This is a genomic window from Marinomonas aquiplantarum, assembly GCF_003314975.1.
Taxonomy (GTDB): domain Bacteria; phylum Pseudomonadota; class Gammaproteobacteria; order Pseudomonadales; family Marinomonadaceae; genus Marinomonas; species Marinomonas aquiplantarum.
In genome coordinates this window covers 133,705-157,608 of sequence record NZ_QNRF01000002.1, presented here as the reverse complement: position 1 = coordinate 157,608, position 23,904 = coordinate 133,705, and the positions used below count along the sequence as shown (strand labels likewise).

Here is a 23,904-nt window from a genome sequence, read left to right as displayed (position 1 = left end):
CCCCCAAGGCGAATAGATAGATAAAACCAGAAGAACCACAAACTGCATCTGTGTCTTCTACCTAAGTGAGCACAATACTTGTTATCCAAAAAACACAGTGATGTACACTCAATTAATCCGTTTCTACTAAGCAATATCAAGCTGAACGATAGAAAGCATCCATGATAAGAAGCATTGGCATGACTTTCTAAGTTACAAAAAACAGTTACATAAGTAAACAATCCCTTATTAATTTAACACTTCTTTACTTATATGAGGGTTATTGTTTGTACAAATCTTTATCTAAACCATATTTACGCATCTTGTCGTACAAGGTTTTTCTTGGCAGACCCAAAGCATCCATGGTGTCTTTGATTGAGCCCTTTTGACGAATCAACTCCTGCTCCAATAACGTTTTTTCAAAACGTTCCATTTGCTCAGGTAAGGTCATTACCCCTGGGTTATTTTCATTAATGATAATCTGATCAAACTCAAAGGAGCCAGCCTCCCCCATCAATACATAGCGTTCAGCTAAGTTCCTTAGCTCACGCACATTGCCCGGCCAATCATAACTTAACAAACTGTGCATACGCGCTGCGGACAAAGGCTCGGATTCACGTTTATACTGTGCCGTCGCAACTAGGCAAAAGTGTTGCCACAACAGGGAGATATCATCTTTACGCTCTCGCAAAGGGGGTATATCTACTCGCACAACATTGAGTCGATAATACAAATCCTCGCGGAAGCTATCGCCTTCGCTAAGTTGCTTCAAATCCACCTTGGTCGCTGCCAAAATACGTAAGTCCAAATCAATGGCTTTATTTGAACCTAAGCGTTCTAAGCGTCTTTCTTCCAGCACACGCAATAAGCGAATTTGCATGGACATGGGCATACTTTCGATTTCGTCTAGGAATAAAGTACCGCCATTAGCGTGCTCTAACTTACCAATACGCTGCGTTTTAGCGTCCGTAAACGCCCCTTTTTCATGACCAAACAACTCCGATTCCATAATAGAATCCGGCACAGCACCACAGTTAATGGCCACAAAAGGTTGACCGCGACGGGAACTGTGCTCATGAATGTAGCGAGCCACCAGCTCTTTCCCTGTGCCAGTTTCCCCTTGAATCAGAATATCGGCGCCAGTATCGGCCACATGCAAAAGTGCCTGACGTAAACGATGAATCCCTGGTGTGTTACCGATAATTCGTGGACCTGGCGCATTCTGAGCAGCGAGTTCAAGGCGTAAGTTACGGTTTTCCAGCGTCAAACGGCGCTTTTCGCTGGCACGTCGAACTACCTCAACAAAATCTTCGTTGGAAAAAGGTTTTTCAATAAAATCATACGCACCGTCACGGATCGCACTGACGGCCATGCTGATGTCGCCATGACCTGTGATCAAAATAAAAGGGATTTCCGCATCGATTTTTTTAACCTCTTCAAACAAATCCAAGCCACTTTGTCCGGGTAGGTTAATATCACTGACAATCACCCCTGGCCAATCTATCGATAGCTTTTCAGTAACGCTTTGTGTGGTACTGAACTCAGCCACAGCAAAGTCCTCTAACGCCAACGTTTGAGAAATAGCCATGCGAACAGCTTGCTCATCGTCAATTAAAATTACCTGATTTTTATCCGTCATGCGGTTCTCTTTCACTGATTTTTTTAGATTGGAAACGTGACAATACCACCACAAATTCTGCGCCACCTTCAGGACAATTGTGAGCCTTTATCTGCCCGCCCATCACTTCCACAATTCGCTGACTGATCGACAACCCTAAGCCCAGACCAACTCCAGAAGATTTAGAAGTAAAGAAAGGTTCAAACAAATGCTTAATCGCATCCTCGGTCAGGCCATCACCAGAATCTCGAACACAAATCGTCACGTCATCTTGATTGGCAGTTTGTTCTATACACACTCTTTGTAGACGGTCATCTGAGTGTTTCTTCGCTTCTTGAATAGCGTCCGCCGCATTGGCTAATAAATTGACCAAGACTTGCTCTAGAAACACCATATCTCCATGAACAATAAAGCCTTGATCTTCAGGCACTTGCAGCTCGATGCCAACTTCTTTATAACGCGGAGAAATAATCTTGATAGCACCAATTATGGCGGTTTGTACCGCAATAGGACCTTGCTGCACATCCCCTTTACGAGCAAACACCTTGAAACGAGAGATAATATCACTCATGTGTTGGCCCAGCTGATTGATCTGCTCAAGATTGTTATGAGCTTGTTGGTAATTTTGTCGATCGAGAAACTTCAAACCATTACCAGCAAACGCTCTAATTGCCGTTAAAGGCTGATTTAATTCATGGTTTAATCCCGCACTTAATTGTCCTAGCACTGCTAACTTAGCGGTTTGAATCAACTCTCGCTGAGTATCTTTATGGCCCGCCATTTCTTGGCGCAACAACAGGTTGGCCTCTTCTAATTCAAAGGTCCGCTCACGAACACGTTTTTCCAGTTCAAGCTGAGCTTGCATCACTTCTTGTTCATAGCGTTTACGCTCCGTCATGTCATGAAAAGTCACCAAGTAACTACGACGGTTAGGCAGTTTCATTTCACAAAGCGTCATCTCAACGGGAACGGAATCGACCCTATCCAACTGCAAATACCCTTCCATGGTCACGACTTTAATGCCCAATTTATCATCCGCTCGCCAAATATTGGCGAATTTTTGCTGATCTTCCGCGTGAAATACATTCTGTAAAGGCTGGCCTATTAGCGCACTAAGCGGTTGTCCGACCAATTGCTCAATCGCTGGATTAAAGGATTCGATGCAATGTTTGTCATCCAAAGTAACCAAGCCTGCTTGCGTATTCTGGATTACCTCACGAATGTAAGCTTGGTTGTGACGTGTCATCTCATTGGCATTATAACGCTCTAATAGCATTCGACGCCGTAACAACGCCAAGCCAGCGAGCAAACCTGTAATGGTTAAGCCACCGGCAAAAATAGCGCGCCACAAAGCGATTTCTTCATTGATCAGTTGCAATGGAGATAAAATAGAGATGGTAAAACCCAATAGCTGAATGGGTCGACTCATTTTCAAGTAAGAGCGGCGCTCAAGCTCCCCATTCAACGGATTGGTTTCTAGCACATCCACTAAGGTCGCCGTATCACTTAACGGCTTTTGGTAGGCAATCGGCAGTTTTTCGATGGGGCGATCTTTATAACGCTTGGACTCAGCAATACGTTTAAGTTCACTATACGACAGCCCGCGTAATACTTGATAAAGCCAACTAGGTCGCGAACTGCTAAAGACAACACCATCTGGGTCAAGTAAGACAAAATCATAATTTTGATTAGCGAAGCGTTTTTCAAATTGGCTTATGTCTACCTTAACCACCGCTACACCAATGATTTTTTCATCATCCACCACAGGGTAGGAAAAATAATAACCACGACGATTGGACATGGTTCCCAAGGCATAATAACGACCAGGTTTGCCTTGAATGGCTTGTTGGAAATAAGGTCTAAAAGCAAAGTTATTACCAATAAAACTGGCATCACTTTGATAATTGGAAGCCGCAATAGTGAGGCCGTCTTTGTTCAAGATATAACTATCTGAAGCTTCAGTAATCCGGTTGATTTGCTCTAATTCAAGATTTAACTGGGAAATATCCTGATAAAAACCATCTCGCAACGCTTTTTTGACTCGGCCGTTGGTCGCCAATAAAGTCGGCATGTGTTGATACTTAACGATGGCACTTTCGATCACACTGGCCAATTGCGCCAGTTGCTCTTCTGACGTCAATTGCAATTCTTCAATCTGACGATTCTTGAGTGCCTCACCGCCCTTCCAGATGATGACAATCACCAATAACAATATCGCCAACAAAGACAGGACGATGATTTTTCTAGGGGCAACAGATAAAGCGGCAGCCTCACTCAACGTATCGGATAATTTGCTCACCAAAACCTCATTTTACGCAATTGGATTAAGCCCGTTCATGAGCAAACGCCAACACCTCGGCAATGTCCTTTTTGCCACAGATTAGCATGAGCAGACGATCAACACCTAACGCCACCCCAGCACAATCAGGCATTCCCTGGATCAAGGCACTAATCAAGCGTTCATCGAATTGGCGTTCAACCGATTCAGACACCTGTCTTTGTGCTTTATCTTGCGCAAAACGTGCCGCCTGTTCCTGTGCATCAGTCAATTCATAATAGCCGTTCGCCAGTTCCATACCTTGCCAATAAAGTTCAAAGCGTGCGGCGACGAGATTGCCTGCAGAATCCTGTTGTAACTTTGCAAGTGCCGCCTGAGACGCTGGATAACTGTGAATAAAACAAGGCTGCCTCTGACCAATTTTGGGTTCAATCACGCTAGCAAAAATCAGCTCTAACAAGGTGTCTCTGTCCTCTTCTTGCAGGCCGTATTCGGTTGCTTGATGTGCGCAGGCTTGCAACGCCTCAAGACTCACCTGCCAAGGGTCTAGTCCGGTAAAGTCGATAAAAGCTTGCTGATAACTGAGGTATTCACATTGGAGGCTTGGCTCGATCACAGCTTGCAACAAGGCTTCGATTTCAGCCATCAATTGCCAATGATCCAAGTCAACGCGATACCACTCCAACATAGTAAATTCGATACTGTGGCGACGGCCCATCTCCTCGGCTCTGAAGACCTTACCTAATTGATATATCGAACCTGCGCCTGCACACAACAATCGCTTCATGGCGTACTCAGGTGAGGTTTGCAGATAATAGGTGAGGTCTTGCCCCATAGAGCGGGTATGGGCGGTGAGCACTTCTATGTGGGGGTCAGAAATACTTGCCAGAGACAAACACTGAGTGTCCACTTCCATCACCTCTTGCTCAGCAAAGAATTGTCGTATTTTGCCAAATAAGTCCGCGCGTTGACGCAACACAGAAAGCTCGGCACTGGGTTGCCATGATGCAGCATCATACATAGGAAAACGTCCTAAAAAATAAAGCCCATCATAGCAAATTTATCGCGCCGGCCTTTATAAATTTATGAGACATCATACTAATCAACACTCTCTTTCCGATTGCCATTCCGACACTTAAAACCAAAGATTCTTTTCACACTTTTAACAAACTGTCCCGTTCCGACAAACCAAGCCTCACTACTGTGCTCTTCATAAAAAGCCTGCTCTTTTTTCTGCTGCTCAGTCTTCGAAGGGCATGGAAAAGGTATATTGCTGATGCCATTATATTGTTCACACCCTAGATGATTTTTCTGCTCCATCGTAAAGCCTCCCGAATATGTTGAGCATGAAATGTCCAGCCTCAACAGCACTCTCTAAAATAAAAGTAATGATTGACCCTTACCTAGAATAAGGCGTAATGTCTTTTCAACAACAAAACATATTAAAAAGACTATTTCATGATTGAAAAGAACATGGATTGGAATGACCTCAAATTTTTCCTTGCCGTTGCCAGACACGGAGGCTTGTCAGCTGCAGCAAAACAATGCCAACGCAGTCCTGCCACATTGGGCAGAAGAATGTATGAGCTTGAGAAACAAATGCAACAAGAACTCTTTATCAGACAAGATAGAGGCTATCTATTAACAGCAGATGGACAAAAGTTACTCAGCGAATTAACGCAAATAGAAGCGCTTATTTTACGTCAAACATCACCACCAGAAACCTCACGTCCACTGGTAAAAATCTCCGCAGGCAGTTGGACCACTCTTGCATTAATACAACACTTGGATGAGTTTATTGGCTCGCCACCGGATCTGTTATTGCGCTTTGTCTCAGAAGAAAAGAAACTCGCTATATCGCATCGAGAAATCGTAATAGGCTTTCGTAATCAACGCCCCACAGAAGAATCTTTGGTATGTCGAAAATTAGCAAAAGTAGAATTCGCTCCTTATTCGACAAAAAATGCGCCTAATAGCTGGATTAAAGTCATCGCCAATACCCCCTCGGCACAATGGCTAGATCAGCAAAAACACTTGGATATTATTTGCGAAACGAATGCCCCAAGAAACAGCCTCGACTTAGCTCTTGCTAGCAAAGGCATTGCAGTCTTACCAACCTTTATTGGAGACACGCAAACTAGCTTGCATAGAATTGATAATATCATTGAAGAACTTAGCCATGATCAATGGCTAGTAACTCACCATGAAGATCGTTATTTGCCGGAAGTACGACGTTTGATCCAACGCATTGGGCTTGCGATGGATCACGTCTAAAATGAGAGCGGCGAATCCACTCCCGATTTCTATAAACAATTAAACGCTCAATTTACTCATCAGAATTTTTATTCCAGCAATGCCAAAAAACACTGTAAACAGGCCATCAAATACTCGGCTCATCCTTAAATAAAGACGTCGAAATGTTTCATGGGAAAACAACAAGGCATAGCCAAGAAACAAACACATACTTTGCAAACCAATCAAAAAGATAATCGAAAGCAAGCCTTGGACTTCCACGCCGCTTGGCACGCCCATAGAATACAAGGCACCAAAAAACAAAATAACCTTAGGATTGGTTAAATGTATTCCCAAGCCGCGTAAATAATCGCTTTGCAAAGAGTTTGACGTTGTCTGCTCTAAGGTGATTGACTTAGGTCGCACTACCGACTTAAAGGACTTAAAAGCCAGAAATAGTAAGTAAATAGCTCCGAGATAACGCAAAAATTCAAATAACCACGCATTGGCGTACATCACAGCAGCCATGCCAAAAGCACCAGAAAAAGACCAAAGGAAAGACCCTGTCAGCACGCAAAATGCAGTTGCTATGCCATTAGATCGCCCTGAGCTCATCGCCGTACTGGCTATGGCTAAGGTAGCAGGCCCAGGACTTGCCACCGCAACAAAGGCAGCCATTAAAATCAAACCGTAATGAATGTCCTGCATTGTCCTTTTCCTTTGTTAGGCGAAATTTTAGATTTTGGCTGACAACAAGATCAAATGGTACTGCGCTTAAGCCGCACGCCATTCCATGTCATTTGACTGATCAATAAACCAGCAAGAATCAGTCCACCTGCCACTATCTGGCTGAGTGAAATCACTTCATCATAAAACCAGTAACCACCCAATATACCAAACACTGGCACCAATAGAGTCATGGGAGCCACACTGGAAATGGAGTACTTCATTATCATCTTATTCCATAACCAATAGCCCAATAAAGTGGTGGGATAAGCCTGAAACAAAGCTGAGAACAAAGCTGACTGGTTGAATTCAGTCACCAAATCAGTCACCACACTAGGACCATTCAGCGCCATAGACAAAAGCACTAATGGCACGGGGGCAAACAACATTCCCCATATATTAAAGGCAAAAATTTCACGGGTATTGGCCCATTTCACAATAACGCCATTCACACTCCAACACACCGAAGCCAATAAGACCAACACAAGGCCGCTTATAGTAATAGCGCCACCATCCGCCTGTATTATGATGAATAGCCCTATCAAGGCCAGCCCAGCACCCAGTAATTTGTTGAGTGTCAGACTTTCCTTCAATACAAAATAGCCTACCAACAAGCTACTAACAACGCTCATATCCAATAATAAAGACGCCATGCCAGCGGACAGCCCTAAACGAATCGATAAGGTTGTTAACCCCCAAACCCCCACCCCAAATGACAGCCCATAGGCAATAAGATAACGCCATTGCACATTAGGGCGCTTGATAAAAAGCACCAGTGGAAATACCGCAAAAGTAAAACGCAATGCGGTTAACATAAGAGGATCAATGTTATTCACCCCCAGTTTAATCACACTGAAGTTCAATCCCCATAAAGCCATTAAAGCGAACAACAAGCAAAAATCTCTGAGTTTCATCTCTTTCTCTCTTTTCAATACCGAAGAAGCCTGCCTAGTATCACGGCAAAACCAAAAAGAGCACAGATTCAATTTTAAATAAAAATAAGAGTACAATTTTGCTATGCTAGAGAAAATGCATAGAAGAGAGCCTTCATTTATGTCAAAACATCAGCGCTTGGCTCAACATTTTATTGAGCAAATTAACACGCAAAAACTCCCCTCGGGAGCCCGCTTACCATCCTTACGAAAAGTCACTAAGCAGCATCAGGTCAGCATGACCACAGCCACACGTGCTTATCACTATTTACAGCAAACCGGCTGGATTTATGCGCGTCCGCAGGCCGGCTATTTTGTTGCTAGCCGTATCAAGGACAGCGCTTTCCCTGCCCTTTCTAACCTATTGATGGAACAAAGAGATCCCAAGAAGTACGCTCCTAGCCGCGGTTACAATCCACATTCGGAATTTTTTAGTCCGCTGGGCACCTCTATGATTGCCCCGCAGTTATTACCCAACACAGGTTTGCAACGCAGTATCAAGCGCGTCGCACAACGGGCCAGTCAGCCGCTTTTTCAATATCCTGATATTCAAGGGGAAATGGTACTGAGAAATGCTTTAACCGAGCATTTACGTGGCTATGGTTTGCCTTTTTCTAGCCAAGAGATAGTAATCACCAATGGCTGTATCGACAGTGTCAAAAAAGCCATTGAAACCCTAACCCATGAGGGCGACACCATTGCTATTGGCTCACCTTGTTTCAGTGGACTGTTGGATTTGCTGACCACTTTATCAAGGCAAGTTATCGAAGTGCCTATTGGGCAAGATGGAATAGATTTGCCGCAATTTGAACACTTGCTAAAACAAGGTAAAGTTAAAGCCTCTTTGTTCAGCACGAATAACATCAACCCCAATGGCATCAGTTTTTCCGATCAGCAAAAGCAAGCCTTAGCCGCACTGGCCGCAAAATATCAAATCCCCATGATTGAGGACGATGTGTATTTTGAATTAAGTCACATTAAAGAAGTGCCTTTACCGGCAAAATATTGGGATCAACATGGCTATGTGATTTGGTGCGGTTCCTTTTCCAAAATTTTGGCCGAAGGCATGCGACTTGGCTGGTGCCAGCCTGGGCGCTATTTTACGGAATACATGCGCAAGCACACGCTCACCAGCTTTGGCGTGAACGGTTTAGTACAATCCTGTATGGCGGAGTTTATTAACACGGGAGAATACCGTCGCCATGTTCACAACATTCGCTATCAAATGGGACAACACATTCACCAATATCAACAAGTCTTAGCCAAAGCCTTGCCAGTAAAAGCTAAAATCAGCACGCCACAAGGCGGAATGGTGTTATGGATACAAGTGCCTGGGTTGGATGCGGTGCAATTAGAGAAGGATGCTCAGCGACTTAATATAGACATTCGCAGCGGCGCTTGTTTCAGCACCCATGACTTTTATACCGATTGTTTTCGTATCAATTGCGGCTGGCCTCTAGAAGCCCAAGCCGACAAACACAATACTCACCAGCAGCTTTTGAGTCTTTGCCAGCTTATTCACCATAGCGTGCGTTAATACTCTTCCATCATAGTAAGAGTCAGTTGTTCAAAAAAGTTGAACAGCTGACTCAAAATACTTCGTTACTTATTTTGTCACAAACTGTATATAGTATTTCTATCGTCCATAAAACATTTCAAGGTAGAAACTATGCAAGCATTTATTCAAAACATCACTCGTACTTCTTCTGGCTGGGCTAGCACTATTTTGCGCATCCCTGTTGGTTTGATTTTAATGGCCCATGGCGCACAAAAATTGTTTGGCGCATTCGGTGGTTACGGTTTAGAAGGCACAGGGCAATGGATGGCCTCAATTGGTCTTGAACCTGGCTACCTGATGGCTCTGTTGGCTGGTAGTGCAGAATTCTTTGGTGGTTTGGCGTTAGTCATTGGTTTGTTAGTTCGTCCAGCTGGTATCGCCCTCGCCTTCACCATGCTGATCGCCATCTTCTCAGTGCACTTCAGCAACGGTCTTTTCATGGCAAACAATGGTTATGAATATGCCCTAACCTTGCTAGTGGCCTGCTTATCATTGGCTTTCAGCGGCGCTGGCCCTTTGTCTGTAGACAAAGCAATTAGCAAATAAACGACCTAAGTCAAAAAAATAAAATTCGACTTCTCACATGAGAAGTCGAATTTTTTGCTTTACGGTCTTAATAAATCAGTTACTAGGCTTTCTATTTGTATTCTTGCGTTCGCAATCGAATGTTGATGCCTTACATCTTTAAATTCTTGAAACTCAGAACCTATTTCATAAAAAGACTCTGCCCCTAAATAACGTCCAAGCAGTTTTACATGAGGGCCGAGATGATTCATTTCTTCCCTAACCCCACCGACTTGAAAGCCAAACTCACCCGTTGAAGTTAGTAATACCAACACTTTTCCAAACAACATAAGCTCAATCGGAAAGTCCCCTCTTTTAAGATCGAAGGTAAAGGTATGGTTTAACCGTAAGACCTGATCAAACCAAGCCTTTAGAACAGCAGGCATGCCGTAGTTATGCATGGGCGCGGTTATCAAAATCAAATCAGCCTGTTTTACTTCTTCATAATACAAATCTGACTGCTCAAGCACTCTCTTTTGCCACTCCGAACATCCCCCTTTTTCGGTAAACGCAGCCGCCAGCCAATCCATTGAAATAAACTCAGGCGGATTATTGGCCAAGTCTCGATACACTACCTTTGTTAAATTGTTTTTTTTCATCCATGTTTGTATAAAATGTTGACCTAAAGATTTGGAAATGGATGTATGACTCGAAGATTCACCTTCAGCAAAGCGGACACTAGAGTCAATATGCAGTATATTATTCATTAAAACACCTCTGTTATTTCATAATTCTCAGAGGACAGTTTTCATTCATACATTGCATATGACAAACGATTAGATTTTTTCTACAAATAACTTTAATTCATCTATAAAGGACAATCTCGTGTTTCAGAAGTTACCCTCTCTCAAGAGTATTCGAGCTTTTGAAGCGTCTGCACGGCTTGGCAGTTTTAAAGCTGCTGCCGTAGAATTAAATGTCACACTAACAGCCGTCTCTCATCAAATTCGAGCACTTGAAGACAAGCTGAATATCAAGCTTTTTGAACGTAGAACCAGAAAAGTCATTCTAACACCGGAAGGCAAAATACTCGCAAACACCGCGTATCAATCACTACACGGGTTACTAACAAAAATTAATGCCTTAAAGAAATCCCCCAATAATTTGACAGTCAGCACAACAAACTCCTTTGCAGCGAAATGGTTAGTTCCAAATTTAAATCTGTTTCAATCACTTAACCCAGGTATCAATATCCAAATACAGGGCGAAGATGAAATAGTCGATATAGAAAATGATCGTCGCATTGATGTCGTTATTCGATATGGAGACTCTTCTGTGCTTTCTCACAAAAGCACATTAAAAAGCCACGCCTTATTTACTGAGTCCTTTTCTCTATATGCCACTCCAAGTTACTGGCAAACATGCCTTGAAGAAAAACCACCAATACAGTTTTTCGCGACTCAATGGAAAAATCCGACATTAGCGCCTCTAGACTTTAATGAGCAGTTACTTAGTACCTTCCCTCGCGCCAAAATCCAGTACTTCAATGATGAAAACTTCACAATACAAGCAGCCTTATCAGGACAAGGTATCGCTTTATTAGGCCAAGTAGCAGCAGAACACTCACTCAAAAACCACTGGCTTATGTGTGGTAAAGAAGATTATTTTTTTCAAATCCAAGGACAGGATTACTATTTAGTCATTCCTCAAAGAGTCGCGCACTTATCTTCAGTCAATGCGTTCAAGAAATGGATGTTAGAAATGGCACAATTAAAATATAACACCACATTCACTCCATAAAAATTGACCATTTAGTCCATTCATTTAAGCTAAACTATTCGGCATATTTATAAAGGAGAATGTTCTATGTCTTACCGCGCTATTAAGCTCGTGAAACGCCCTGAGCTTGAAATCACCGAAGACTTGTTTGACATGGTCACGCAAGCAATACCTCAGCCTTCAGAAGGTGAAGTGTTGGTAAAACTAACACATTTATCACTAGACCCTGCCATGCGTGGCTGGATGAGCCCTGATGAAAACAGCTATATTCCGCCAGTGAAATTAGGCGACACCATGCGCGCTAGCGGTATCGGTGAAGTCGTTGCCTCTGAAAACGATAAATTCCCCGTTGGCAGCCGTGTAATGGGGCTTATGGGCTTGACCGAATATGCACTAAGCAATGGCGACAACCTTAACCAGATCCCGAAAGAATTACCCGCCGAAGCCATTTTATCTGTGATCGCTCTGCCAGGCATCACTGCCTACCACGGTGTATTTGAAGTATTAAAACCGGAAGCAGGTCAGACGCTTATCGTCACCGCAGCGGCAGGTTCAGTTGGTTCTTTGGTAGGACAAATGGCGAAAAATAAAGGCCTGACCGTAATTGGTGTGGCCGGTTCGGATGAAAAGTGCCAGTGGCTAACCAGTGAGCTGGGCTTTGATCACGCCATTAATTATAAAGACGCAGACTTTGTTGAACAGTTACACAATGCCACGCCCAATGGTATTGATCTGTTTTTTGAAAATACCGGTGGCACAGCGCAAGGGCCAATTTTTGATCGCATGAACCCACACGGTCGTATTGCAGTATGTGGTTTGATTGCTGATTATCAGAAAGCTGAGCCGGCTCCAGGACCAAGCTGGGTAAGCATTATCAAGCGTCGATTGACTATCCAAGGCTTCACTATGCCGGATCATTTCCATCGTATTCCAGAATACGGACAAGCATTGGGCGGCATGCTAACGAAAGGGGAGTTGAAATATCGAGCTCACACCTTAAAAGGTTTAGAAAATGCCACCAGCGGTATTAACATGCTGTTTGAAGGCAAAAACCAAGGTAAGTTGATTGTAGAGCTGTAGTATTTTGCTCTCACATGGGAAAGGGAAACCAAAATGGTTTCCCTTTTTTTATTGGTTCTGTCATGAACAAACATAAGGTAACATCAATTCATTAGCGCGATACCAATAACAAAACGAGTGCTTTATATGGATTACATCATCATTGGCGGCGGTGCGGCAGGCTGCTTGTTAGCCGAACGCTTGTCTCAAAACCCGCAATGGCAAGTCACCCTTCTGGAAGCAGGCGGTTCAAATAACCACCCCTTAGTCACCATTCCCGCCGGCATTATTGGTTTAATGCGTAGCCGCAAATTTAATTGGGCATTACGCACCAAAGCCGAACCTGAATTAAACAATCGACAGTTATTTTGGCCCAGAGGCAAAGGCTTAGGTGGTAGTTCTGCCATCAATGCCATGTGTTACACCCGCGGCCAAGCCGAAGATTATGATGATTGGCAAAGACAAGGTGCTGAAGGATGGGATTACGCCAGCTTATTACCTCATTTCAAAGCCACTGAGCATTATCATAGAGGCGAAAACACTTGGCATGGAAGCGATGGCGAATTACAAGTACAAGCACTTCGACACCAGCACCCGCTTTCACAAGCTTTTGTCGACGCCTGCCAAGAATACAGTTTACCCCTTAACGCTGATTTCAATGGTGCCAAGCAATTGGGCGCAGGTTTTTATGATGTGATGCAAAATCGAGGTCAACGCTGCAGCGCGGCTCACGCTTTTCTTAATAAAGCCAAACACAGAAAGAACTTAACCATCATCTCGCAAGCGCAAGTTGAAAAGATTCAGCTACACGATAAGACCGCCACAGGCGTTTTGTATCGCAAGGACGGTAAGTCGCATTTTCTCAAAGCGGATAAAGAAATTCTTTTATCCGCTGGTGCCATTCACAGTCCGCAAATCCTCATGTTATCCGGTATTGGTGCGAGTCACGAATTAACGACTCACGGCATTAAAGTAGAACATGAACTGGCAGGAGTCGGTCAGAATTTACAAGACCATTTAGACATCAGTTTGATTCACTTAGACAAAACCCGCTCTAGCATTTCCTTTCACCCAAGCTTTTTACCACAAGGCATTAAGGCGGTGATGCAATACACCAAGCGTCGAGGTTTGCTAGCGTCGAACATGGCCGAAGCCGGTGCCTTTGTCGCCACGCAACAAGACAACTCCAGACCCGATGTACAGCTGCATTTTTTGCCTGCGGTTGAAGTGGATCACGGTCTAAATTTATGGCCCACCACTCGATACTTTGGTTACACCCTAAGGGCTTGCTTACTGCGTCCAGCCAGTCGTGGTCATATTGGTTTGCATTCCAGCTCCCCTTTCGATGCCCCCAGAATTGAAGCTAATTATTTATCCGCTGAAGAAGACATGCAGGGCATGCTAAGAGCATTCGATTGCGCCAATGAGATTTTACTACAACCAGGCTTACAGGCTTTTTCTAAACAGGCCTGGCGACCAGCTAAGAAAATACTGACAGAAGCAGAAAAGATAGACTACATACGACAACACGCGGAAAGCATTTATCACCCAGTTGGCACCTGCAAAATGGGCCAAGATGATATGTCTGTTGTCGATGAAAACCTGAAAGTGATCGGCATCGATAAGCTCCGCGTGGTTGATGCCTCCATCATGCCTACTTTGGTCAGCGGCAACACCACAGCACCCACTTTGGCGATTGCGAACAAAGCAGCGCAGCACATAATGACAAGTCAGGCTGAGAGCCTTTAATAAAAAGCAGACATAAAAAAGGGAAGCCACGGCTTCCCTTTTTTAGAATCTTTCTAGCGAACCTGACTTATTTGCCAGTCGCACGTGAAACGTATTCACCCGTACGAGTATCCACACGCAACACTTCACCAATATTGATGAAAAGAGGCACGCGAACCATGGCGCCTGTGGTTAAGAAAGCTGGTTTAGAACCACCGTTTGCGGTATCACCTTTTACACCTGGATCCGTTTCTACCACTTCTAACTCAATGAAGTTAGGCGGTGTAACCGCTAGTGGTGCACCATTGTATAAAGTCACAACGTATTTTTCTTGTTCCTTCAACCAATTCTTCGTATCGGCAATGGCATTTTCATCTGCTGCGTGTTGCTCAAACGAACCGTCAACCGCCATGAAATGCCAGAACTCACCATCTGTGTAAAGGTATTCCATATCGGTATCCATTACATCAGCTGCTTCCAAAGTATCGCCAGACTTAAAGGTACGCTCCCAAACACGACCGGTTTTCAGGTTACGCAACTTTAAACGGTTAAAGGCTTGGCCTTTACCTGGTTTTACGTGTTCGTTATCTAAAACCGCACATGGATCGCCATCAACCATTACTTTTGTGCCGCCGCGCATGTCGCTGGTAGAAATATTAGCCATACATCCTCACCGTATATGTTTAGAGAAAAAGCTCTGACTGGCGTATCATGTCAGTCTAAGATCTCTGCAAACGTTTTTATGTCATTCGGTATAAAATAGCGTTTGCAGAGATCTTTATGAGCCAAAGGCCTCATTGGCCGAAATTCGTTGGCGCAATCATAACCTAAATTAACTCAATTTTGCAGATATTTGACGTGATACCAATTCAAACTGAACAGACGCTAACTTGGTCCGAACACCTAACTCAAGCGATTACTTCTTTGCCTGAGCTCGTTGACCATCTAAGATTACCAAAAGACTTGATTCCCGAAGGCATGGCAGCACACCAAAGTTTTCGTCTGTTAGCGCCTCGTCCTTATTTATCACGCATCGAATATGGCAACCCAGACGACCCCTTATTGAAGCAAATCCTGCCTAGCCCACACGAAATGCAGATGGTTCCTGGCTATACGGCAGATCCATTAGAAGAAGCGGACCACACTCCGCAAAAAGCCATTGTCCATAAATACAAACGCCGTCTGCTGGTCATTACCACTGGCACCTGTGCGGTGAATTGTCGCTATTGTTTTCGTCGCCATTTTCCTTATGGAGACAACCAATTAGCACAAGCCGAGTGGCAGAGTGTTATCGACTACCTAGAAACTCATCCTGAGGTCAATGAAGTCATTTTAAGCGGTGGTGACCCACTGATGATGAAGGATGCCTTACTGGCGGATAAGCTACTTAAGTTAGAAGCCTTACCGCAAATCAAACGCTTACGCATTCACTCTCGTCTTCCTGTGGTCATCCCTGCTCGTATTAGCGATGCTTTGCTCACCAGCTTTTCTAAAAGCCGTTTAGACATTGTTATGGTGTGGCACATTAATCATGCTAATGAAGTTGATCAAGAAGTAATGGCGGCGGCCTTTAAGCTCAAAAAAGTTGGCGTCACTTTGTTAAATCAAGGCGTGCTGCTTAAAGGCATTAACGATACGGTCCCAGCACAAGTGGCGTTAAGCGAAGCGGTTTTCGCAGCTGGTATTCTACCCTATTACCTGTTTACACTCGACCCTGTTGCGGGCGCGGCACATTTCGACCTTTCCGTTGAAGCGGCTCAGCAACTCATGGGCAAAGTGGCCGCAGAACTGCCTGGTTATTTGGTACCAAGACTCGCCAAAGAAATTCCCGGCAAAACCGCCAAAACGGTGTTTGCTCCAATCTTTGAATCCAACTAACGCTGCAAAGCAATTCTGGCGGTTTTTACGGCTTGGCGTATCACGGTAACATTCGGCGCAAGTTGATACAGGTCGCCATTTTGCCCAACCAGCTGTCTTGGTACATGACTGGCTTTGGCTACCTCGGCATTAGCCGCTAAGTGCGCCGCCTCCCCATGAACAGGAATGGCGATTTCTGGCTGCACCCAAGAATACAGTTGTCGCAATTCATCCTGATAAGGGTGACCACTCACATGAATCGCCAGATCCGTATCTTGCTGTTGTAAGGTGCGAATCTTTTGCCCTTTAAATTGACTCACCAAACGCATAATGTCGTTTTCATTACCCGGAATCATCATGGCGGAAAACAGCACTAGATCACCGGCCTCCAGCGTCAAGTCAAAACAGTTATTTGCGGCCAAACGGTTTAAGGTTGCTCGCGGCTCGCCTTGACTGCCGGTCGCCACCGCCAACACCTCATCACGAGGTAAGTAACCAATGTGCGCGGCGTCGATTAAAGGCAAATCCTCAGGCCAATGACCGGTGGTACGAGCAATGCTGACCATATTCAGTAAAGAGCGGCCGATTAACGCTAAGTAGCGTCCCGTTTCTTGTGCCACTCGCCCGAGCGACACCAAGCGCGCCAGATTACTGCTAAAACAGCCAACGACAACGCGATTTTTTTCGCCTTTGATCGCCGCCAACAAACCTCGATAACAGTCGCTTTCAGAAAGGGAATGACCCGCTTGCAGGGCATTGGTTGAATCGCACACCATGGCGAGCATGTTTTGCTTCGCTAACGCACTAAAGCGACTGGGCACAAAGCCTTCTCCAACCACAGGTTGTTTGTCGATTTTCCAATCACCAGTATGAAACACTCGTCCGGCTGGCGTATCAATGGTCACTGAAAAAGCGTCAGGCATAGAGTGGGTTAAAGCCAACCAAGTGACCTGAAATGGACCAATCCGTTTACTCTCACCATCATCGACAATGATGATTGGCACATCTTGCTCTAAACCAACTTGAGCCAATTTACGGCGCAAGACTTCAGCGGTAAAACGCGTCGTGTAGACAGGACATTTAAAACGCCGCCATAAATAAGGCACCGCACCGACATGATCTTCATGTGCATGAGTAATCACCATACCGGCTAAACGCTCTTTTTGTTCACTGATAAAGCTAGGATCCGCGCTAACCACTTCGGATGTCAGTGCATCTTGAGACGATAAAGGTTCATTAAAAGACACACCGCAATCTACCATCAACCATTGGCCGTCATGCCCATAAAGATTCATGTTCATACCGATTTCGCCTGTGCCACCTAAAGGTAAAAACCATAAATCCTGTGGCGATGGTACTAAATGACGGATATTAACCTCCTCAGTTAACTTAGAATGGTGAGCTATACCTTTCCTATACTACGTACTTTCCGATAAGATCACAGCCTGTCTGGCAACATATCTTGTTGGGATTATGTTGCGCTAATTAACCTAAACATCACGATGGAAAATACGTTTGAATAATTTTATAGCCAAGATGGCAAAGGCGGTCTCTTTTTTAATTCTTGCAGCCTGTGTCGTTATTTTTGCTCTGTACTTAATCCAAAAATTTGGCGCGGAATACGCCGAAGAAAAAATCCAACAACGCATTACCACCGCGGGACTGCAAACCCTTATCAAATATGACTCAGTGCATCTTGACCCATTTACACTAACGCCGTCACTGGAAAACGTTCGCTTTGGTCCTAACTCTGCGCCTTGGCTTAATTTCGCTCGTATTTCGTTCAACTCTTACCTATTCAAACAACCGAATTTGGATGTGGATTTTTGGATAAAAGAGACGCCTGTCAATCAGCTCTCACGGGAGACGGCGACCTTATTTCGACAAGCAGGTCTCAAGCACGTTTTAGGCAAAGGCTCTTTTCAGTCAACACTAGACGGTGACACTCTAGAGTCTCATCTGTATTTAGACATCAAAGACGCGGGCAAGCTAAACGTCATCAGCCACACACAACTGTCAAAACAGGACCTTTCATTAGTAGATCTTCGTACTGACTTGTTAGCGTCCGTTGCATTAGGCCAGCCCGAAGCCATTTTATATCTCTACGGTGAACGGCTAAATATTGAGCAGCTGAGTGTCTCTTACCAAGATACCGGACTCGCTGAACACCTTTTTAATGATTGGTCACAGCATTCAAATGAGTGGCGAATGCTCAAACTTAGTCAGATAATAGATCAACTCAAGCTTGCTCCAGAGGACAGTCTAGATGCTCTCAATCTGGCACGAACACTCGACCAATATTTATTAGAACCAGCAACGCTATCGCTAACGTTTTCACCCAATACTGCGATGAATTTAAAGCAATTGGCTTTGATCGCAGAGCAAAAGATGTTGGCACAACAGGCCAAATTAAAGGTCACCTTGCCAGCTAACTGACAGCGGCTTAACTTACCAATCGGGCCATACAGGAGCTTGCAATGCAAAACGTGACCATCTTAGTCGACGTTCAAAATATTTATTACACCACTCGCCACAGCTTTGGCCGCTCCTTTGATTACAATGCATTTTGGCGAGAAATAACGGCCGGTAGAAATGTGGTCAAAGCCATCGCGTATGCCATTGATCGAGGGGATGAAAAACAACGTCAATTTCAAAATATTTTGCGTGCCATAGGTTTTGAAGTGAAGCTAAAACCTTTTATTCAACGCTCAGATGGTTCCGCGAAAGGCGATTGGGACGTTGGCATTACGATTGATGCCCTTGAATACGGTATCCACTCAGATGTGTTAGTACTGGCCTCTGGCGATGGCGATTTTGACTTATTAGCAAAGACACTGACGGAAAAGCATCACACAAGAGTCGAAGTGTATGGTGTTGAAGCACTTACCGCTCAGTCTTTAATCCAAGCCGCAACCCACTTCACGCCAATAGATAACAATTTGTTACTTAAATAAGTAAAACTCATCTAGTCTTTTAAGAGAGAATATGAAGCTTAAACTTGATCGTCCTTGTTTTTCTTTGAGATGTAGATAAATGAGCCCTGTTACCAACTCAATATTTAACGCGACTCGTAATACGCTTCACAAATGGCTGAGCTTAAGTACAGGCATCATTATTCTGTTTTTCTGCTTGCTCAATACCTTTATGTTAGAGCAGAGAACCTTAGGCAGCTTTCAAGTGGCACTTGCTGCGCTTAATTTTTATTTCTTCTGGGTGTCTTATCACAACAAAAGTAAAGCATGGCATCGACATGTGTTTATTATCACGCTTTGTAGTACGGCTATTCTGGCCTTTGCTTTCGCTGACTTAAGAGCAGGCTCCATCTACTGGCTTATTCTATTACCGGCTATTTTCTGTTTACTCGGTGGTGCAAAAGCGGGACTTTGCTACACCATTTTGGCGTCTTTTCCTGCCATCTTTATTATTTATTACCGATCAGACACTGACAGTTTTATTCAATACCGCTCCATTCTCAACTTTGTGCTGGCCTATTTCATGATCTACGGCGTTTGCTATCTCTATGAATTACAACAGACAAAAAACAATCAATTACTGGCAAAAATGGCGTTTGAAGACCCACTGACTGGTGCCAAAAATCGCCACGCTTTAAAGCTCTTCTTTGATCACTTTAACCGCGAAACACAAACGCTTTACATTGATACCGAATGGGCGACACGACTGCTCGTCGTTGACATTGATTTTTTCAAAACCGTGAATGATAAATGTGGTCATGAGGTTGGTGATCAGGTACTCATTGAATTATCTGAATTACTGCAGTTTTATGCAGATAAAGACAATGTGTACCGCATTGGCGGGGAGGAATTCCTCATTATTTTAAAAGATGCCTCTGCTACTCAAGCCTATGATTTTGCAGAAAACATACGTGCACGCGTGGAAAACAGCGTGTTTCGAGCCAGCCAACATCAAATCAAAATTACCGTCAGCATTGGTATCGCCAAATTACAACAAGGCCACTCGTTTAGAAAATTCCTTAAAGCGGCCGACAAAAACCTTTACTCAGCAAAACATAAAGGGCGTAATCTGGTACACCACAGCGAACTAGCGGATGAAATCAATTAATCCTCTAGTGAAATGTGTTGATATAAAGCGTCTCGACCTTATCACGTGCCCAAGGCGTACGACGTAAAAACTTTAAGCTCGACTTGACCGATGGGTCTTTTTTAAAGCAGTTAATGTTCACTAAAAAAGCCAATTCTTCCCATCCAAAATGAGCATGAAGATCGGTTACTATTTTCTCTAATGTCACTCCGTGAAGAGGGTTGTTGTCTTGTGTCTCTTTCAATTTCATCACCTTGTTTAAACCAACCAAGAGTATAACGGAATTTCACCTAAGATTGAGACACAACCGACAATCGGTATTTGACTAATGGGACAATTCCCCGAAGAATAACCACCATAACAATTAGGAGAAGCAAGCAATGGGTATTTTATCTGGTCTGAAAGGACTATTTTCGGGCGGTGAAGCGCCAGCAGAAAAAGCCGCAGACGCCATTGAGTACAATGGTTACCAAATCCTTCCCGCGCCAATGAAAGATGGGGGCCAATATCGCGTGGCCGCCACTATCACGTTAGGGGAAGGAGAAGAACAAAAGGTGCATAACTTTATTCGTTCAGACCTCATGCCAAACCGTGATGAGTGCATTGAAATCACTGTGCGTAAAGCCAAACTAACGATAGATCAGTTAGGCAAAAACCTGTTCAACTAATATTTTTTTAACAAATACTTAACAACACAAAAGAGAAGTCCCTCATGAGCGCACCATTAGGACAAGCTTGGCGTTTACTAAATCAAGGCGAAGATCAATTGGGCGCGGACTTCTATTACCGAACCTTCGCTTTCGCTGGCCCAAAAACACAGGTTCACACCACCTTGATTCATCACTTGGGGAACCAACAGGCCAGCAAAGCGATCTTGTATGTGCATGGCTACACGGATTATTTTTTTCAGGCTGGTTTAGCACAACACTTTGTTGACCAAGGGTACCGCTTTTATGCGGTAGACTTACAAGGTTATGGTCGCTCTATACGCCCTTCTACTCCCCCGAACTGGTGTGACTCGGTAGAGCAATACAGTCAAGATTTGGACATCGCTTTAGCAACCATGAAACAAGATGGCGTTGAGCAAGTCGTGATTTTGGCTCACTCAACAGGTGGTCTGGTGGTCTCCACCTATCTAGCCCACCCCTATGCTTTACCAGAGCGAGAGAGTCATTACCAAATGCCATTCCCTGAAGTGATTGGCTTAATGCTAAACAGCCCTTTTCTGGCCCTGCCATTTCCACCCGCTGTACTAAATCGCATTAGTTGGCCGATCCGTATTTTGGTTTCGGCATTACCTTTCTCTTATTTACGAGCTAAGAAAATCACCACGTATGCCACGACCTTACACTGTCGTTTTGGCGGAGAATGGGATTATCGACTCGATTGGAAACCCGCTGAAGGCTTTAATTTGTCCTTTCACTGGCTAAGAGAAATTATTCTGGCACAACGTAACTTAGCGCAACAAAGTCTGAGTATTCCGACTCTGTTTTGTCACTCTAAAATCAGTACCATTGGTAAAGACAGCGTTGTCGAAACGCAACAAGGCGATGGCGTGTTGGACGTAGACAGCATGAAGCAAGCCGCTGAAAAAAGCTTTACCAACCTAACAGAAGTGGTGATTGATAAAGGCTTCCATGATTTGTACTTATCTCATGAAACAGCGAGAGAGGAATATCTACAGGCCATGGACAATTGGTTGGCGCAACTTACCACCACAAAGTAAGCAGCACCGAGACAGATTAGCTGCCTTGACGACGCATCACCCAATCCAGCAGAACAGTCGGCAAAACACGTTTCATCAAAGCGGCAGCATAAGTTGGTGTGGTCACATAATAACGCGCTTTCGGATGCGGCGATTCCAGCGCATGAATCAGCTTTTTCACTACGGCACTGGCTGGCAGAGTTTGTGATGATGTCACGCCTTCCTTACTCAAACGAGCAATGGCTTCTTGATAACCCTGCTGGTGACGACTAGCCTCGATATCAATGTTGTCTTTTAACGCTTGCAAAGCATTCGCACGAAAACGACTTTCTATTGGACCTGGCTCAATCAGACTGACTTTTAATGGCGTATCGTGCAGCTCCATTCGCAAGGTATCCGTCAGCCCTTCTAAAGCAAACTTACTGGCGTTATAAGCGCCACGGAACGGCGCAGCAACCATGCCGAGTACGGAACTGTTTTGGACAATACGACCATAACCCTGAGCCAACATCAGCTTAATTACTCGAGTGGTCAAATCATGCGTACCAAACACATTCGCTTCAAATTGTGTTCGTAGAGCTGCGACTGGCAAATCTTCCACCGCTCCAGGTTGCCCATAAGCCCCGTTATTAAATAAAGCAAACAAGTGCCCACCGGTAATCTCTAAGGTCGCAGCAAGGCCAGCCTCAATAGACGCAGGATCTGCCAAGTCTAACTGCACCACATGCTCAATCCCCTGCGACTTTAATGCTTCCACATCCTTTAGTTGGCGACAGCTGGCCACCACCAAAAAATTTCGCTGTTGCAGCATACGCACAGCTTCCAATCCAATACCGCTGGAACAGCCCGTAATCAAAACAGAATATTGCATGCTATTCATGGTGTGTCATCGCCTTTAACCAAAATACAAATGAGCTAGCATAGTAACAAATGTCAGAGGAAAGTCACGGCGAGAAGTGAACGGAAAAGCAAACAAAAAAAGCGAGCCTTAGCTCGCTTTTTAGGGTTCAAAAACTCAATCTAAAGTTCTAATGCCTTAGCATGATGCTCTAGATGTTCATCGATGAAGCTAGCGATGAAAAAATAGCTGTGATCATACCCTGGCTGACGACGTAAGGTCAGTGGGTGACCTACGGCTTCACATGCGGCCTCTAAGGCTTCAGGTTTCAGCTGTTCGACAAGAAAGTTATCGGCTTCCCCTTGGTCCACCAGCAATGGCAAGCGCTCTTTGGCGTTGGCGATCAGTAAACTCGCATCCCACTCCTGCCAAGTACTTTTGTCTTCCCCTAAATACCCTGTAAAGGCTTTTTCACCCCACGGGCAATCCGTTGGATTGACAATCGGCGCAAACGCGGAGACAGATTGATAATGCCCTGGATTTTTCAACGCACAAATCAAGGCTCCGTGACCGCCCATAGAATGACCTGAAATAGAACGCTTGTCCGTGACCGGAAAGTTCGCTTCCACCAAATGCGGCAGTTCTTGCACTACGTAGTCGTACATGTGGTACGTGTTCGAATACGGCGCGACCGTCGCATTCAAGTAAAAGCCCGCTGCTGAGCCAAAGTCGTAGCTGTCGTGTTCGCCTGGGTAATCCGTGCCACGAGGGCTGGTATCTGGACACACAATAGCAAGCCCCAGTTCCGCTGCTTTGCGAAATGCACCGGCTTTTTGAGTAAAGTTTTCATCGGTACAGGTTAAACCTGATAACCAATACAAAACGGGCACTGATTGATTTTCTGCTTGAGGGGGAAGATAAATCGCAAACGTCATGTCGCCCTTAACGGACAAACTCTCATGTTTGTAACGCTTTAGCCAACCGCCAAAGCTTTTGGTACTGGATAGCAATTCCATACTCTTCTCCTTAACGTTAGCCATTTGCTTGTTACA

24 protein-coding genes are annotated in these 23,904 nt (G+C 44.5%); 12 read left to right on the top strand and 12 right to left on the bottom strand.

Going from position 1 to position 23,904, the window contains the following annotated elements:
* Window positions 1–259: 259 nt before the first annotated feature.
* The 4 genes from DFP76_RS04100 to DFP76_RS04085 all read right to left on the bottom strand — a co-directional run bounded on the left by DFP76_RS04100 (window position 260) and on the right by DFP76_RS04085 (window position 5,195).
* Window positions 260–1,618, bottom strand: a complete 1,359-nt coding sequence (locus tag DFP76_RS04100; RefSeq protein ID WP_113873399.1) for a sigma-54-dependent transcriptional regulator — start codon at window positions 1,616–1,618, stop codon at window positions 260–262.
* Entirely contained in the window at window positions 1,608–3,896 is a 2,289-nt protein-coding gene (locus DFP76_RS04095) for an ATP-binding protein (protein ID WP_113873398.1), read from the bottom strand. Before DFP76_RS04095 ends, DFP76_RS04100 begins: the two co-directional genes overlap by 11 nt.
* Before the next feature lie 25 nt (window positions 3,897–3,921).
* Window positions 3,922–4,896 (bottom strand): EF-P lysine aminoacylase EpmA, encoded by a 975-nt coding sequence (gene epmA / locus DFP76_RS04090; RefSeq protein WP_113873397.1) that lies wholly within the window; start codon window positions 4,894–4,896, stop codon window positions 3,922–3,924.
* Between the two features lie 77 nt (window positions 4,897–4,973).
* The gene (locus DFP76_RS04085) at window positions 4,974–5,195 is read right to left on the bottom strand and encodes a hypothetical protein (protein WP_113873396.1); all 222 of its coding nucleotides are present in this window, start codon (window positions 5,193–5,195) and stop codon (window positions 4,974–4,976) included.
* Between the two features lie 138 nt (window positions 5,196–5,333).
* On the opposite strand from DFP76_RS04085, the gene DFP76_RS04080 reads away from it, so the two are divergent.
* Window positions 5,334–6,149, top strand: coding sequence for a LysR family transcriptional regulator (locus tag DFP76_RS04080; RefSeq protein WP_113873395.1), 816 nt, complete (start codon window positions 5,334–5,336; stop codon window positions 6,147–6,149).
* Window positions 6,150–6,188: 39 nt separating this feature from the next.
* On the opposite strand, the gene DFP76_RS04075 is transcribed toward DFP76_RS04080, so the two are convergent.
* Both DFP76_RS04075 and DFP76_RS04070 read right to left on the bottom strand, forming a co-directional pair.
* The gene (locus DFP76_RS04075) at window positions 6,189–6,815 is read right to left on the bottom strand and encodes a LysE family translocator (protein ID WP_113873394.1); all 627 of its coding nucleotides are present in this window, start codon (window positions 6,813–6,815) and stop codon (window positions 6,189–6,191) included.
* A 50-nt stretch (window positions 6,816–6,865) separates the two neighbouring features.
* Window positions 6,866–7,747 (bottom strand): EamA family transporter, encoded by an 882-nt coding sequence (locus DFP76_RS04070; protein WP_113873393.1) that lies wholly within the window; start codon window positions 7,745–7,747, stop codon window positions 6,866–6,868.
* 139 nt (window positions 7,748–7,886) lie between these two features.
* Here DFP76_RS04070 and DFP76_RS04065 point away from each other — a divergent pair, with 139 nt between their 5' ends.
* On the top strand, window positions 7,887–9,302 hold the full coding sequence (locus DFP76_RS04065; RefSeq protein WP_113873392.1) for an aminotransferase-like domain-containing protein: 1,416 nt from the start codon (window positions 7,887–7,889) through the stop codon (window positions 9,300–9,302).
* A gap of 132 nt (window positions 9,303–9,434) precedes the next feature.
* Window positions 9,435–9,869, top strand: coding sequence for a DoxX family protein (locus tag DFP76_RS04060; protein ID WP_113873391.1), 435 nt, complete (start codon window positions 9,435–9,437; stop codon window positions 9,867–9,869).
* A gap of 59 nt (window positions 9,870–9,928) precedes the next feature.
* Here DFP76_RS04060 and DFP76_RS04055 read toward each other — a convergent pair whose 3' ends face one another.
* A complete protein-coding gene (locus DFP76_RS04055) occupies window positions 9,929–10,594 on the bottom strand; it encodes an FMN-dependent NADH-azoreductase (RefSeq protein WP_113873390.1) in 666 nt (221 codons plus the stop codon).
* A gap of 118 nt (window positions 10,595–10,712) precedes the next feature.
* Between DFP76_RS04055 and DFP76_RS04050 the strand changes: the two genes are divergently transcribed.
* From DFP76_RS04050 to DFP76_RS04040, 3 genes are all read left to right on the top strand, one after another.
* The gene (locus DFP76_RS04050) at window positions 10,713–11,627 is read left to right on the top strand and encodes a LysR family transcriptional regulator (RefSeq protein WP_113873389.1); all 915 of its coding nucleotides are present in this window, start codon (window positions 10,713–10,715) and stop codon (window positions 11,625–11,627) included.
* Between the two features lie 66 nt (window positions 11,628–11,693).
* Complete coding sequence (locus DFP76_RS04045) at window positions 11,694–12,686, top strand: NADP-dependent oxidoreductase (protein ID WP_113873388.1); 993 nt, start codon at window positions 11,694–11,696, stop codon at window positions 12,684–12,686.
* A 126-nt stretch (window positions 12,687–12,812) separates the two neighbouring features.
* Window positions 12,813–14,414, top strand: coding sequence for a GMC family oxidoreductase (locus DFP76_RS04040; protein WP_113873387.1), 1,602 nt, complete (start codon window positions 12,813–12,815; stop codon window positions 14,412–14,414).
* Window positions 14,415–14,481: 67 nt separating this feature from the next.
* Here DFP76_RS04040 and efp read toward each other — a convergent pair whose 3' ends face one another.
* Window positions 14,482–15,057, bottom strand: coding sequence for an elongation factor P (gene efp, locus DFP76_RS04035; protein ID WP_113873386.1), 576 nt, complete (start codon window positions 15,055–15,057; stop codon window positions 14,482–14,484).
* Between the two features lie 194 nt (window positions 15,058–15,251).
* On the opposite strand from efp, the gene epmB reads away from it, so the two are divergent.
* On the top strand, window positions 15,252–16,271 hold the full coding sequence (gene epmB / locus DFP76_RS04030) for an EF-P beta-lysylation protein EpmB (protein WP_113873717.1): 1,020 nt from the start codon (window positions 15,252–15,254) through the stop codon (window positions 16,269–16,271).
* On the opposite strand, the gene DFP76_RS04025 is transcribed toward epmB, so the two are convergent.
* Window positions 16,268–17,551, bottom strand: coding sequence for a ribonuclease J (locus DFP76_RS04025; RefSeq protein ID WP_245931867.1), 1,284 nt, complete (start codon window positions 17,549–17,551; stop codon window positions 16,268–16,270). The genes epmB and DFP76_RS04025 overlap by 4 nt on opposite strands.
* A 214-nt stretch (window positions 17,552–17,765) precedes the next feature.
* Here DFP76_RS04025 and DFP76_RS04020 point away from each other — a divergent pair, with 214 nt between their 5' ends.
* The 3 genes from DFP76_RS04020 (at window position 17,766) to DFP76_RS04010 (ending at window position 20,330) form a co-directional block, all read left to right on the top strand.
* On the top strand, window positions 17,766–18,686 hold the full coding sequence (locus tag DFP76_RS04020; RefSeq protein WP_147084171.1) for a hypothetical protein: 921 nt from the start codon (window positions 17,766–17,768) through the stop codon (window positions 18,684–18,686).
* Window positions 18,687–18,727: 41 nt separating this feature from the next.
* Window positions 18,728–19,204 carry a LabA-like NYN domain-containing protein gene (locus tag DFP76_RS04015; protein WP_113873384.1) on the top strand — a complete coding sequence of 159 codons (477 nt, stop codon included), beginning with the start codon at window positions 18,728–18,730 and terminating at the stop codon, window positions 19,202–19,204.
* Window positions 19,205–19,283: 79 nt separating this feature from the next.
* The gene (locus tag DFP76_RS04010; RefSeq protein WP_113873383.1) at window positions 19,284–20,330 is read left to right on the top strand and encodes a GGDEF domain-containing protein; all 1,047 of its coding nucleotides are present in this window, start codon (window positions 19,284–19,286) and stop codon (window positions 20,328–20,330) included.
* Between the two features lie 4 nt (window positions 20,331–20,334).
* Here DFP76_RS04010 and DFP76_RS04005 read toward each other — a convergent pair whose 3' ends face one another.
* Entirely contained in the window at window positions 20,335–20,559 is a 225-nt protein-coding gene (locus tag DFP76_RS04005) for a VF530 family protein (RefSeq protein ID WP_113873382.1), read from the bottom strand.
* A 130-nt stretch (window positions 20,560–20,689) separates the two neighbouring features.
* Here DFP76_RS04005 and DFP76_RS04000 point away from each other — a divergent pair, with 130 nt between their 5' ends.
* Together DFP76_RS04000 and DFP76_RS03995 are read left to right on the top strand one after the other, a co-directional pair.
* Window positions 20,690–20,977, top strand: coding sequence for an HlyU family transcriptional regulator (locus DFP76_RS04000; protein ID WP_113873381.1), 288 nt, complete (start codon window positions 20,690–20,692; stop codon window positions 20,975–20,977).
* A gap of 44 nt (window positions 20,978–21,021) precedes the next feature.
* Window positions 21,022–22,035 (top strand): alpha/beta hydrolase, encoded by a 1,014-nt coding sequence (locus tag DFP76_RS03995; protein WP_113873380.1) that lies wholly within the window; start codon window positions 21,022–21,024, stop codon window positions 22,033–22,035.
* A 16-nt stretch (window positions 22,036–22,051) separates the two neighbouring features.
* Here the strand turns inward: DFP76_RS03995 and DFP76_RS03990 are convergent, their stop codons facing one another.
* Complete coding sequence (locus DFP76_RS03990) at window positions 22,052–22,885, bottom strand: SDR family NAD(P)-dependent oxidoreductase (RefSeq protein WP_113873715.1); 834 nt, start codon at window positions 22,883–22,885, stop codon at window positions 22,052–22,054.
* A 149-nt stretch (window positions 22,886–23,034) separates the two neighbouring features.
* Window positions 23,035–23,868 (bottom strand): S-formylglutathione hydrolase, encoded by an 834-nt coding sequence (gene fghA, locus DFP76_RS03985; RefSeq protein ID WP_113873379.1) that lies wholly within the window; start codon window positions 23,866–23,868, stop codon window positions 23,035–23,037.
* Between the last annotated feature and the right edge of the window lie 36 nt (window positions 23,869–23,904).

What these genes read in the sequence shown, in the direction of transcription:
- DFP76_RS04100 (WP_113873399.1), bottom strand. Translation starts at nt 1,618, where the DNA reads ATGACGGATAAAAATCAGGTAATTTTAATTGACGATGAGCAAGCTGTT.
- epmA (WP_113873397.1), bottom strand. Translation starts at nt 4,896, where the DNA reads ATGTATGATGCTGCATCATGGCAACCCAGTGCCGAGCTTTCTGTGTTG.
- DFP76_RS04085 (WP_113873396.1), bottom strand. Translation starts at nt 5,195, where the DNA reads ATGGAGCAGAAAAATCATCTAGGGTGTGAACAATATAATGGCATCAGC.
- DFP76_RS04080 (WP_113873395.1), top strand. Translation starts at nt 5,334, where the DNA reads ATGATTGAAAAGAACATGGATTGGAATGACCTCAAATTTTTCCTTGCC.
- DFP76_RS04075 (WP_113873394.1), bottom strand. Translation starts at nt 6,815, where the DNA reads ATGCAGGACATTCATTACGGTTTGATTTTAATGGCTGCCTTTGTTGCG.
- DFP76_RS04070 (WP_113873393.1), bottom strand. Translation starts at nt 7,747, where the DNA reads ATGAAACTCAGAGATTTTTGCTTGTTGTTCGCTTTAATGGCTTTATGG.
- DFP76_RS04065 (WP_113873392.1), top strand. Translation starts at nt 7,887, where the DNA reads ATGTCAAAACATCAGCGCTTGGCTCAACATTTTATTGAGCAAATTAAC.
- DFP76_RS04060 (WP_113873391.1), top strand. Translation starts at nt 9,435, where the DNA reads ATGCAAGCATTTATTCAAAACATCACTCGTACTTCTTCTGGCTGGGCT.
- DFP76_RS04055 (WP_113873390.1), bottom strand. Translation starts at nt 10,594, where the DNA reads ATGAATAATATACTGCATATTGACTCTAGTGTCCGCTTTGCTGAAGGT.
- DFP76_RS04045 (WP_113873388.1), top strand. Translation starts at nt 11,694, where the DNA reads ATGTCTTACCGCGCTATTAAGCTCGTGAAACGCCCTGAGCTTGAAATC.
- DFP76_RS04040 (WP_113873387.1), top strand. Translation starts at nt 12,813, where the DNA reads ATGGATTACATCATCATTGGCGGCGGTGCGGCAGGCTGCTTGTTAGCC.
- efp (WP_113873386.1), bottom strand. Translation starts at nt 15,057, where the DNA reads ATGGCTAATATTTCTACCAGCGACATGCGCGGCGGCACAAAAGTAATG.
- DFP76_RS04025 (WP_245931867.1), bottom strand. Translation starts at nt 17,551, where the DNA reads ATGAACATGAATCTTTATGGGCATGACGGCCAATGGTTGATGGTAGAT.
- DFP76_RS04015 (WP_113873384.1), top strand. Translation starts at nt 18,728, where the DNA reads ATGCAAAACGTGACCATCTTAGTCGACGTTCAAAATATTTATTACACC.
- DFP76_RS04010 (WP_113873383.1), top strand. Translation starts at nt 19,284, where the DNA reads ATGAGCCCTGTTACCAACTCAATATTTAACGCGACTCGTAATACGCTT.
- DFP76_RS04005 (WP_113873382.1), bottom strand. Translation starts at nt 20,559, where the DNA reads ATGAAATTGAAAGAGACACAAGACAACAACCCTCTTCACGGAGTGACA.
- DFP76_RS04000 (WP_113873381.1), top strand. Translation starts at nt 20,690, where the DNA reads ATGGGTATTTTATCTGGTCTGAAAGGACTATTTTCGGGCGGTGAAGCG.
- DFP76_RS03995 (WP_113873380.1), top strand. Translation starts at nt 21,022, where the DNA reads ATGAGCGCACCATTAGGACAAGCTTGGCGTTTACTAAATCAAGGCGAA.
- DFP76_RS03990 (WP_113873715.1), bottom strand. Translation starts at nt 22,885, where the DNA reads ATGCAATATTCTGTTTTGATTACGGGCTGTTCCAGCGGTATTGGATTG.
- fghA (WP_113873379.1), bottom strand. Translation starts at nt 23,868, where the DNA reads ATGGAATTGCTATCCAGTACCAAAAGCTTTGGCGGTTGGCTAAAGCGT.